General features: G+C 32.8%; 13 protein-coding genes. 3 read left to right on the forward strand and 10 right to left on the reverse strand.

Annotation, left to right across the window (positions count from 1 at the left end; translation table 11 throughout):
• Window positions 1-32: 32 nt before the first annotated feature.
• From lpdA to pabB, 3 genes are all read left to right on the forward strand, one after another.
• Window positions 33-1,451, forward strand: a complete 1,419-nt coding sequence (lpdA, locus tag D3P13_RS01380) for a dihydrolipoyl dehydrogenase (RefSeq protein ID WP_117879511.1) — start codon at window positions 33-35, stop codon at window positions 1,449-1,451.
• A gap of 142 nt (window positions 1,452-1,593) precedes the next feature.
• Entirely contained in the window at window positions 1,594-2,046 is a 453-nt protein-coding gene (locus D3P13_RS01385; protein WP_117879512.1) for a YybH family protein, read from the forward strand.
• A 9-nt stretch (window positions 2,047-2,055) separates the two neighbouring features.
• Complete coding sequence (gene pabB, locus D3P13_RS01390; RefSeq protein WP_117879513.1) at window positions 2,056-3,372, forward strand: aminodeoxychorismate synthase component I; 1,317 nt, start codon at window positions 2,056-2,058, stop codon at window positions 3,370-3,372.
• Between the two features lie 4 nt (window positions 3,373-3,376).
• Here the strand turns inward: pabB and D3P13_RS01395 are convergent, their stop codons facing one another.
• The 10 genes from D3P13_RS01395 to D3P13_RS01440 all read right to left on the reverse strand — a co-directional run bounded on the left by D3P13_RS01395 (window position 3,377) and on the right by D3P13_RS01440 (window position 11,706).
• A complete protein-coding gene (locus D3P13_RS01395; RefSeq protein ID WP_117879514.1) occupies window positions 3,377-3,751 on the reverse strand; it encodes a hypothetical protein in 375 nt (124 codons plus the stop codon).
• 95 nt (window positions 3,752-3,846) lie between these two features.
• Window positions 3,847-4,218: a hypothetical protein gene (locus tag D3P13_RS01400; RefSeq protein WP_117879515.1), complete on the reverse strand. Its 372-nt coding sequence runs from the start codon at window positions 4,216-4,218 to the stop codon at window positions 3,847-3,849.
• 44 nt (window positions 4,219-4,262) lie between these two features.
• Window positions 4,263-4,751: a threonine/serine exporter family protein gene (locus D3P13_RS01405; RefSeq protein WP_117879516.1), complete on the reverse strand. Its 489-nt coding sequence runs from the start codon at window positions 4,749-4,751 to the stop codon at window positions 4,263-4,265.
• Window positions 4,748-5,515 carry a threonine/serine exporter family protein gene (locus D3P13_RS01410; RefSeq protein WP_117879517.1) on the reverse strand — a complete coding sequence of 256 codons (768 nt, stop codon included), beginning with the start codon at window positions 5,513-5,515 and terminating at the stop codon, window positions 4,748-4,750. The genes D3P13_RS01405 and D3P13_RS01410 overlap by 4 nt, the downstream gene beginning before the upstream one ends.
• 104 nt (window positions 5,516-5,619) lie before the next feature.
• On the reverse strand, window positions 5,620-6,903 hold the full coding sequence (gene argH, locus D3P13_RS01415) for an argininosuccinate lyase (protein ID WP_117879518.1): 1,284 nt from the start codon (window positions 6,901-6,903) through the stop codon (window positions 5,620-5,622).
• A 66-nt stretch (window positions 6,904-6,969) separates the two neighbouring features.
• Window positions 6,970-8,031, reverse strand: coding sequence for a M20 family metallo-hydrolase (locus tag D3P13_RS01420; RefSeq protein WP_117879519.1), 1,062 nt, complete (start codon window positions 8,029-8,031; stop codon window positions 6,970-6,972).
• On the reverse strand, window positions 8,028-8,810 hold the full coding sequence (gene argB, locus D3P13_RS01425; protein WP_117879520.1) for an acetylglutamate kinase: 783 nt from the start codon (window positions 8,808-8,810) through the stop codon (window positions 8,028-8,030). The genes D3P13_RS01420 and argB overlap by 4 nt, the downstream gene beginning before the upstream one ends.
• On the reverse strand, window positions 8,803-9,747 hold the full coding sequence (locus D3P13_RS01430; protein ID WP_117879521.1) for an N-acetylornithine carbamoyltransferase: 945 nt from the start codon (window positions 9,745-9,747) through the stop codon (window positions 8,803-8,805). Before D3P13_RS01430 ends, argB begins: the two co-directional genes overlap by 8 nt.
• On the reverse strand, window positions 9,747-10,526 hold the full coding sequence (gene proB, locus D3P13_RS01435) for a glutamate 5-kinase (protein ID WP_117879522.1): 780 nt from the start codon (window positions 10,524-10,526) through the stop codon (window positions 9,747-9,749). The genes D3P13_RS01430 and proB overlap by 1 nt, the downstream gene beginning before the upstream one ends.
• The gene (locus tag D3P13_RS01440; RefSeq protein WP_117880221.1) at window positions 10,510-11,706 is read right to left on the reverse strand and encodes a glutamate-5-semialdehyde dehydrogenase; all 1,197 of its coding nucleotides are present in this window, start codon (window positions 11,704-11,706) and stop codon (window positions 10,510-10,512) included. The genes proB and D3P13_RS01440 overlap by 17 nt, the downstream gene beginning before the upstream one ends.
• Window position 11,707: the final 1 nt, after the last annotated feature.

Consider the following 11,707-nt stretch of genomic DNA (forward strand, 5'->3'; position numbering starts at 1 on the left):
CTATTTTTGTGTTATAAAAATATTTTTTACTTATGAGTACATATGATGTAGCCATTATTGGTTCTGGTCCTGGAGGATACGTTGCAGCCATTCGCTGTGCACAATTAGGCATGAAAACTGCCATTATCGAAAAATATGATACCCTAGGTGGTACATGTTTAAATGTTGGTTGTATTCCTTCAAAAGCATTATTAGATTCTTCGCATCATTATCATGATGCCATTGCACATTTTGAAGAGCACGGTATTGAGATTTCAGGCGATATAAAAGCCAATCTTAAAAAAATGATTGACCGTAAACAAAACGTGGTAGACACCAATACAAGTGGAATTAAATACTTGATGGATAAGAACAAGATTACTATCTACCATGGTATTGGTTCTTTTATTGATGCCACTCATATTAATATTACTAATCCCGATGCTTCGGGAGATGGTAAATCGGAAGAAATTGAAGCTAAAAATATCATTATAGCAACAGGTTCTAAACCTTCAACGTTACCATTTATTAAATTAGATAAAAAACGAGTAATCACCTCAACTGAAGCGTTGAGCTTAAAAGAAATTCCAAAACATTTAGTCGTTATTGGTGGTGGTGTTATCGGATTAGAACTCGGTCAAGTATATAAAAGATTAGGTGCAGAAGTTTCTGTAATTGAATATATGGATAGAATCATTCCTACGATGGATGCTTCTTTATCTAAAGAATTGCAAAAAGTACTTAAAAAACAAGGTGTAAAATTCTATACTAAACATAAAGTAACAGCAGTTAAAGCTGGAGCTAAAGAAGTAACTATTACTGCAGATGATAAAAAAGGTAACCCCGTTGAATTTAAGGGAGATTACTGTTTAGTTTCTGTAGGTAGAAAACCATATACTGATGGTTTAAATCTTGATAAAGCAGGTGTAAAAGCCAATGAAAAAGGGCAAATTGATGTAAATGATCATTTACAAACAAATGCTTCCAATATTTACGCCATTGGTGATGTTATTAAAGGAGCTATGTTAGCTCATAAAGCGGAAGAAGATGGTGTTTTTGTTGCAGAAACAATCGCTGGTCAAAAACCACATATTGATTATAATTTAATTCCTGGTGTTGTATACACATGGCCAGAAGTTGCTGCTGTTGGTAAAACAGAAGAACAACTTAAAGAAGCCGGGGTTGATTATAAATCAGGACAATTTGCAATGCGTGCCTTAGGACGTTCTAGAGCAAGTGGCGACATTGATGGGTTTGTAAAAATATTAGCAGATGCAAAAACAGATGAAGTACTAGGCGTACACATGTGTGGAGCCAGAGTAGCTGACTTAATTGCAGAAGCTGTAGTAGCAATGGAATTTAGAGCATCAGCAGAAGATATTGCAAGAATGAGTCATGCTCATCCAACATATGCTGAAGCTGTTAAAGAAGCTGCATTAGATGCTACCGGTAAAAGAGCGTTACATAGTTAGACAAACTAGGAATCCGCTAATTTGTCATTCCGAAGGAGCGACCAAAGGAGCAACGAGGAATCTTTTAAATTTAGGCTATGCATTTAAAAGATTCTTCGCTTAACTATGTTTCGCTCTGAATGACAACTAATAATTAGCTTACATGAAAATTTACAAATTATTATTCAATTTAGTGATAGTATTGCTATTTACTGCATGCAACACACAAAAAGCAACCACTGCAAATTACCAAATAAGTACACAAGAAATTACTGCCATGATGATGCAACAAGCAAAAGATTGGTCAAATGGCGATTTAGTAGCTTTTATGCAGGGGTATATAAAATCGGATAGTCTAAAATTTGTGGATAGTAGAGGCATAACGTACGGATGGGAGCAAACCTTAGCAAACTATAAAAAAGGCTATCCAACAAAAGAGCATACCGGAACCTTAACGTTTAAATTACGTGATTTTGACCAATTGGCAAATGATGTGTTTTTGGTTATTGGTGAATTTCATTTAAAGAGACAAGTTGGCGATGCCGATGGAATGTTTTCCATCATCCTAAAGCGAATTAAGGGGGAATGGAAAATCATTGCCGATCATTCTTCTTAAAATAACTGTTTGCGATCTTCAAAAAAAATAACACTAGAAAATTCAGCTGGATTCAAGCACAAATTGCTGATTTGGGCTCAACAGTATCATGAATTTGTGTGGCTAGACAGTAATGATTATCCACAATTCTATTCTAACTATGATGCCGTCTTAGCGGTTGAGGCCCATTCGGTACTACAGAGTAATTACCTCAACGCATTTACTAAATTAAAGAACTACAAAAACGAGGTCAACGATTTTATTTTTGGGTATTTAAGCTACGATTTAAAGAATGATACCGAACTCTTAAGTTCCAAAAATGATGACGGATTACATTTTCCTGATTTGCACTTTTTTCAACCCAAAAAACTATTCCTTTTTAAGGATAATGTGTTGGAGATTCAGTATTTGGTGGAGAATAAGAATGATATCAATGGTGATTTAAAAAGCATTGAACAGATTACTTCGTCCCAAAAAGGGACTCGCAATGACAGTAATTCGACTTTGGAACAGCATAACGTCAAAATAAAAAAACGTATCACTAAAAATGAATACCTTAATCAATTAGATAAAGTTTTAGAACACATTCAAAGAGGTGACATTTATGAAGTAAATTTTTGTCAGGAATTTTATGCAGAGAACGCATCTATCAATCCACTCAATGTTTATCATCATTTGAATGAAATTTCTAATCCGCCCTTTGCGAGCTTCATTAAACTCAATGACAAGTATGTGATTTCCGCATCTCCCGAAAGATTTGTAAAAAAAGAGGGAAATAAAATCATTTCTCAACCTATAAAAGGCACGGCAAAACGACTGGTAGATAAAATTGCTGATAAGCAACTCGCCAACGCTTTAGCTAGCGATCAAAAAGAGCGTTCAGAAAATATAATGATTGTAGATTTAGTACGTAACGATTTATCTAAAACAGCCCTAAAAGGTTCTGTAAAGGTTGAAGAGCTCTGCAAGGTTTATTCGTTTGATCAAGTGCATCAAATGATTTCCACCATAAGTTCGACCGTAGAAGATACTACTGATTCCATAGATATTATTAAGAGTCTATTTCCTATGGGAAGCATGACTGGTGCACCTAAACTATCCGCTATGCAGATAATTGAAGAATTAGAAGCCTCGAAACGCGGAATATACTCAGGAGCTATTGGTTATTTTACACCTACGGGTGATTTTGATTTTAGCGTCATCATTCGAAGTATATTATATAATCAAACGAAAAACTATGTATCTTATTCAGTAGGTGGAGCAATAACTTCAAAATCTGAACCAGAAAAGGAATATGAAGAATGTTTATTAAAAGCTATTGCAATGAAAAAGGCGTTAATTAATTAATCTCTTAAAAAGCACATTGATAACCTTCAGTTTTCCAAATTACAATTCCTTCCTGCAATAATTCAACAGGAAATTTATCATCACCAAGATACCCTATATTTTCTCCACTACAGTTATAAACCGTAATTACAGAATTTGTAAGAGGATTACAATCTCCATAAATAAAAATATCTTGCTTTTCAAAAAAAGTTTGCATTATATAAGAATATTGATAGTCAACTACCTCATCCTGTTCTCTCTGCTCAATCGCACTTTTTAACCAAGCCAAATTTTCAATCGGATTTTCTAATCCACAAGCTGATTTCTCGTTAGATTCATCATTATTGTTACAACTATACGTTAAACAACAAAAAAATAGAATAAAAGCTACATTTTTCATAATTTATTGATTTATTGAAAGACGTAGATTATTACAAAAGGTTGCGTTTACCTTTTATAAACGTGCATCAATAAGCTCAAGAAAAAAACTTTATCTTACTTATCACATTCATTATCTTTACTTTTCCAAATTAAAATCCCATTTGCAAGTAAATCTGACGGAAATTCAGGATCATCAATATAACCAATTTCTTCTCCTTTACAATTGAATACTACATTTCCAGAATTACAAGTGGGACAACAATTGGCTACAATAAACAAAGTTTCGTTATTACTATCTGATTGGACTATGTAATTATATTTAGAAAATTCTTCATCTTCTCCTAATGCTGTGGATAATTTTTTTAACCAAACCAAATCTTCTATAGGATTATCTACCGAGCAAGCCGATTTAACACTTGATTTTTCATTATTGTTACATCCTAAGAATAAGAAACTAGTCAATAAAACGAAAACTAATTTTTTCATGATTTATTTTTATTTAAAGTTAAGAATTACAAAATAACGATGTCTTAATTTTCTATTTTTTTTACGGTATCTTTTCGCAACAAAAGTAGTGGTAAAGATACGCCAATAGATAATGAAATTAAGATGAACAACATGGTAAAACCATTTGAAAATATAGCATCCATAAATACTAATCTTTTTGCATCATCTTTTTCTAGAAAAGTAAAAGACATGATTGACAACACCGTCTCATAGGCATAAAACCCAGGAATCATTGGAATTACGGCAGGTATAGAAAATACTACAGGAGGCTGATGAATACTATGAGCTAAAGGTATACTTAACAGACCCACAAATGAAGCTGAAACCAAGCTAGCTAAAACAATATTAATTTGAAAATGCAATAAAAAAGTCTTGATAAACCCAGCCCCAAAACCTAATAAGAAAACGGTAAGAATGGCTTTTTTAGGTATATTAAATAATATACCAAAGCCAACGGCAGCGATACCTGCCCAAATGGAAATTTCTAAAATGTTTAATATAGTTTCTATCATTTTAATTCAAAAATTAACATGGCTATAAAAAGTCCAAGTGCCATTGCTAAAACGGTCATGACTCCGTTGGCAAATCTTACCATTCCATTCAAAACATTTTTATCTAATAAATCCGAAAAAGAGTTAATTAAAGCAACTCCCGGAACTAAAAATAGTATAGAAGTAGCCAAAGCTGCCTCAGGTTGTGTACCTAAATTAAAATAAACACCCAAAGAGGCTATTGTAGAAGCTGTTAGTGATGCTAAAAATACATTTATATAAACATTAAATAATCTTCTATGTGTTTCTTGAAGCATCAGTAAACCAAAAAATGTACTTATAAATGCAACTAGCAAATTTAAATAATCACCTCCAAATATTTTACAAAAACCTGCACCCGCAAAACTTACCGCTATGAGCACAACGATTCTTGGATATCTTTTTTGATCTTTTAAGCTTTTAATTTCGTTTCTAATTCGAGACAATGACCAATCTTGATCAATTGCATTCCAACTGGCTTTACTAATTAAAGAAAGTATTGTAAAATCTATTTTATGGGAAGGTAAATTTTTAACTTTAGTGTAATTTTCACCCGTTTTAATATCTACAACCGTTAATATAATAGTCTTCTGACTGATTAAACTAAAAGATTCACAATTTAAAACAGATGCAAAACGGTCAATATTTAAGTCCACTCTATTCGTATTTGCTCCAGAAACCATCAATAGTGATGATATTTCTAATAACAAATCCGCTACTTGTTTTAACCGATTGGTAGTATCCATTTTTATGAATTAATACCCTGTAAATTTAACATTTTTACAGGTGTTTTCCTTAGAAAACTAATAGTAATTTTGACGATTTTCAAAAGGTGATTATTCAATAATAATTATTTTAACGCCGTAATCATTTTTTCAGTAATCTCTTTCAAACATAAATTACCTATACTTCCTAAATGCGTATGATTAACATTTTTATCAGGTTTAAACTCCCCTTTTTCTACCTTAGCCCCTACTATTTTATAAGCATCTCTAAAAGCAACACCTTCTTGTACCAATTTATTAACCTCTTCAACTGTAAACAAATAATCATATTTCGGGTCTTCCAAAATTTTAGTATTTACACGTACATTTTCAATAGAAAAGGTCATCATCTCTAAACAAGATTTCAACGTTTGAATTGCTGGTAAAACAGCCTCTTTTAACAATTGCAAATCACGCTGATAACCACTTGGCAAATTGTTAGATATTAAAGTCAGCTCATAAGGCAGAGCTTGTAGTGCATTACATTTACCACGTATCAATTCAAAAACATCAGGGTTCTTTTTATGAGGCATTATACTAGAACCTGTAGTCAACTCATCTGGAAAGGACACAAAATTAAAATTCTGACTCATGTATAAACAAATGTCCATGGCAAATTTTGAAAGCGTCCCCGCTACAGTACTCAGTGCAGAAGCCAATGCTTTTTCTGTTTTACCTCTACTCATTTGAGCAGCGACTACATTATATTTTAAGGTTTCAAACCCAAGTAACTCTGTTGTCATTTGACGATCAATATCGAAGGAACTTCCATAACCAGCACCAGAACCTAACGGGTTTTGATCTGCTATTTTAAAAGCGGCATTCAACATATAAACATCATCAATTAAACTTTCGGCATACGCAGAAAACCACAAGCCAAATGAAGAAGGCATGGCAACTTGTAAATGGGTATATCCTGGTATTAACACCTCTTTATGCTCTTCTGCTTTTGACATTAACTCGTCAAATAATGATTTTACTAAATTTTTAATCTCTGAAATTTCATCTTTAAAATACAAGTGCAAATCAACTAAAACTTGATCGTTCCTTGACCTTGCCGTATGTATTTTTTTACCAGTATCGCCCAACATTTCAGTAAGCATGAATTCCACTTTAGAATGAACATCTTCAAAGGTATCTTCAATAACAAAATTTCCTTTTTCTATATTTTGTAAAATACTGTTAAGCTTTGCCTCGATTATAACAATTTCTCGATCTTGTAAAATTTCTATTTTATGCAACATTTTGGCATGGGCAATTGAACCCAACACGTCATATTTAGCAATGATCAAATCTAATTGACGATCATTTCCGACAGTAAACATGTCAATTTTTTTATCAGTACTAAAGCCTTTATCCCAGAGTTTCATAATTTTTAATGTTTAAGTATTTTTAATCTGTTTAATTGGTCTACAAATTACAACTAACGGAACTGATTATACAATAACGTCTGTTAACAAATCAATATAAATTTTTATTCCTTCTTCAATTTCATTCACATAAATAAATTCATCTGCGGTATGTGAGCGTAATGAATCACCAGGACCTAATTTTAAGGACGAACAAGTTAATACTGCTTGATCTGATAAGGTTGGAGAACCATACGTTTCTCTACCTAAAGCAATACCAGCTTTGACTAAAGCATGTTCTTTGGGTATAGATGATGAATTTAATCGTAAAGATCGTTCTTTTACTTCAACCTCAACATGACTCTTAATAATTTCCAACACTTCTTTATTACTATAAGCATCAGTAATACGAACATCTACTACAAAATGACATTCGGCAGGTATCACATTATGCTGACTACCCGCATTAATTTGCGTAACTGTCATTTTAATCTCCCCTAACGTTTCTGAGATTTTCGGAAACTTATAGGTTCTAAACCATTCTATGGCCTCCATGGCTTTATAAATTGAATTATCACCCAACCCATGTGCGGCATGACCTGCCTTTCCGTGAGCAATACAATCTATAACTAACAATCCTTTTTCCGCCACTGCCAATTGCATTAAAGTGGGCTCACCCACAATAGCAACATCAATTTTTGGAAGTATTGGCAGCATACTATTCAATCCATTTTGACCAGAACTTTCTTCTTCGGCAGAAGCTACAATAATCAGATTGTATTTTAAATCCTTGTGAGTATAAAAATATGTAAATAACGCTATCAACGAAACCAAACAACCGCCAGCATCGTTACTTCCAAGACCAAATAATTTCCCTTCAATAATTTCAGGCTTTAAAGGATCTCTTGTATACGCCGAATTTGGTTTTACAGTATCGTGATGCGAATTCAATAATAAAGTAGGCTTTTCTGCATCAAAATATTTATTAAAGGCGTAGACATTATGATTACTACGTTTAAATTTAATATCATGTGTAATAAACCAATCTGCTATCAAAAGAGCCGTTTCAGCTTCCTCACTTGAAAACGATTGGGTTGCGATAAGCCTTTGTAATAGAGCAATGGCCTCTTTGGTTAGTTTTTCAATCATAAACTTAATGTTGTGTGTTGAGTGTTTTTATTCGTTATAAAATCAGGATTAGCAATATGAATTTCTGCAACACCTTTACCTAATGCATAAAAACAATTTTCTAATTTTGGTAGCATACCTGCGGCAATTATATTATTATTTTTAAGGGTTTTATAAATGTCAGAATCTATACTTTCTATTACAGAATCTTCATCATCTATACTTTCTAAAACTCCCTTTTTTTCAAAAATATACGTCAAACTAACCTCATATTTTTCTGCCAAGCCAGATGCTAATTCTGAAGCAATGGTGTCGGCGTTGGTATTGAGTAACTGACCTTCTTTATTATGCGTAATTGCACAAAAAACGGGAATTAAATTATTCTCTAATAATACAGTAATAGTATTCGTATCAACCTCATCTACATCACCAGCAAAACCATAATCAATTTCTTTTACTATACGTTTATGAGCCTTTATAGCATTACCATCTGCTCCAGAAAGTCCTATCGCATTACAATTATTTTTTTGCAAATTTGCAACAATATTTTTATTTAGCAAACCTGCATACACCATCGTTACTACTTCTAAATTATCAACATCAGTTATCCGTCTTCCGCCAATCATTTTAGGTTCTAATTGTAGTTTCTTAGCAATCTCCGTTGCTTTTTTTCCACCACCATGGACTAAGATATTTAACCCCTCTAACTTTGAAAAAGCCACTAAAAAAGAAGATAAATTTTCCTCATGGTCAATAACATTACCTCCAATTTTTATGATATGTAGTTTTGGTTTACTCATTTTTCAAAATCTTTTTTAATACCAACTGTGCGGCATAGGTTCTATTATTGGCTTGCTCTATAACCAAGGAATTTTCTCCATCTAACACTTCATCAGTAACAATAACATTTCTTCGTACTGGTAAGCAATGCATAAATTTTGCATTGTTGGTCAAATTCATTTTTGGTTGATCAATCATCCAATTTTTATCTTTTGAAATTACTTGTCCATAATCGGAAAAAGAACTCCAATTTTTAACATAAATAAAGTCTGCATTTTTAAATGCTTCCTCTTGGTTATATTCAATTTTTGAATTTTTTGTAATTTCTGGATCTAACTCATATCCTTCAGGATGTGTAATCACAAATTCTGCATCTTGCAATTGCATCATTTGCACAAAAGAATTGGCAACGGCATGAGGCAATGCTTTTGGATGCGGAGCCCATGACAACACTACTTTTGGCGATTTCTTTTGATTATATTCTGCCAACGTAATAGCATCAGCCAAAGCTTGCAATGGATGCCCTACCGAACTTTCCATATTTACAATAGGAACCGAAGCGTATTTTTTAAAATTTAAAAGCACCTCTTCCGCTTGATCTTTTTCTTTATCCTCTAACAACGCAAATGCTCTAATTGCAATAATATCACAATATTGAGAAATTACTTGAGCAGCTTCTTTTATATGTTCCGATTTACCCTGATCCATAATAGTTCCATCCTCAAATTCTAACGCCCATCCTTCATTAGAAAAATTCATCACAATCGGATTTAACCCCAAATTTAAGGCTGCTTTTTGCGTACTTAATCGCGTACGTAAACTAGAGTTAAAAAACAATAGCCCAATAGATTTATCTTTTCCAAGCGTATGATATTTTAAAGGATCTTTTTTTATACTTATCGCTTCTTGCACCCAATCATGCAAAGAGTTAATATCATTAATAGAGAGGTAATTCATTAGTTTTTGTTTAATATTTTGGTAAATGTAATTTCATTGTTGATTGCTTTTTGTATAAATCCATCAACTATTCCATTAACTATCCAAGTTTCAATATTGTTATTTTTTAAAATTCGAGCGGCATCAATTTTAGATTGCATACCTCCTGTACCTCGAGAGGATTTATCAGTTGAAATTTCACTTTGCAATTTATCTATATCTTCAACAAGCTGAATGGTCTTTTGTTCATTTTCATTCATAGATACTTTCGTATAGATACCATCGGTATTTGTGGCAATTATTACTAAATCTACATTTAACAAACTACCGGTTAATGCCGCCAACTTATCATTATCTCCGAATTTAATTTCATCTGTCGCAACAGTGTCATTTTCATTAATGATAGGTATATAATTATTTTCCAACAACACATTAATGGTATTCATAATATTTTGCCTCGAAATTTCTCTTTCAAAATCTGCATAAGACAATAAACATTGAGATGTTAAAAGCCCAAGTTCCCAAAAATTATCATGAAATATCCGCATTAAATGCGGCTGACCAATTGCCGCTAAGGCCTGTTTCACATTAATTTCTTTACCATTACCTTCTAATTTCACAAACTGTTTTGCAACGGCAATAGCCCCAGAACTGACAATGATAAATTCGTAATCATCCTTTAATGCTGATATTTGTCTACCAATATCTTCAATTTTACCTCTTGAAATCTGATCAGTTTCTTTAGTAAGTGCATTGGTTCCTATTTTTAATAGTACTCTTTTTTTACCTAATTTGCCCATCTCCAAAAATATACCATTTATTAGTTACTAAATGTTGAAGACCAATTGGTCCTCTCTGGTGTAATTTATCTGTACTAATAGCGAGTTCACCACCTAAGCCAAATTGAAATCCGTCTGTAAAACGTGTAGATGCATTTTGATATACAGCAGCAGCATCAACAGACTCCATAAAAAGTTTAGCTTCAGTATCATCGCTGGTTATAATTGACGCCGAATGACCACCACAGTACTTATTTATTTTAGCAATTGCAGCCTCTGAATTGTCTACAAGTCCAATTACTATTTTATAATCCAAAAATTCTTCAAACCAAATCTCTTCATTTGGTATTAGATTGACATTCGCCAACCCCTCCAATGATGCATCTACTAAAACGGTTACATTACTCGATGATAGTTTTGTAATTAGCTCTTCTAAAAAACCATGATAATTTGGCAATTCTGAATCTATCAACACTTTATCTAAAGCGTTACACGCAGAAATTTTTGCCACTTTTGCATTCATAATTATATCAAAAGCTTTTTGCTTATCTGCTTCCTTGGACACATAAACAAAATTATTACCTCTACCACTTACAATCACGGGACAGGTTGCGTTTTCTTTCACAAAAGCAATTAACTTCTCACCGCCACGAGGTATAATTAAATCAATTTTTTGAGTTGGATTTTTCAAAAAAACCTGTGTTTCATTTCGATTATAATTCAAATACTCAACCCAATTTTTATCAATTTCATTTTCTTCTAAAGCACGATGCCAAAGGTTAACAATTGCTAAATTTGAATTCAACGATTCCTTACCACCTTTTAATAAAATTTTATTACCAGATTTAAATGCTATTCCACCTGCTTCTACCGTAACATCTGGTCGTGATTCATAAATAATCATTACTGTACCAAAAGATGCTGTTTTATTTGAAATTTTCAATCCATTCTCATGGGTAAAATTAAACCGCTCTTGACCTACAGGATCTTCTAGACTTGCCAATTGCTCTAAAGACAAAATCATACCTTGAATTTTATCTTCGTCTACTTTTAACCTGTCAAACATTGCCAAATCATTTACCGCAAAAGTTGCAATATCCTCTTTATTAGCATTCATTATAGCTTCAGTTTCCTGAGCCACTAACTTTGCCATACTAAGCAATACGGCATTTCTTTGCGATATAGATAAAATTGTATTCATT

Origin of the sequence: Aureibaculum luteum, from assembly GCF_003449015.1 — a bacterium.
Taxonomy (GTDB): domain Bacteria; phylum Bacteroidota; class Bacteroidia; order Flavobacteriales; family Flavobacteriaceae; genus Aureibaculum; species Aureibaculum luteum.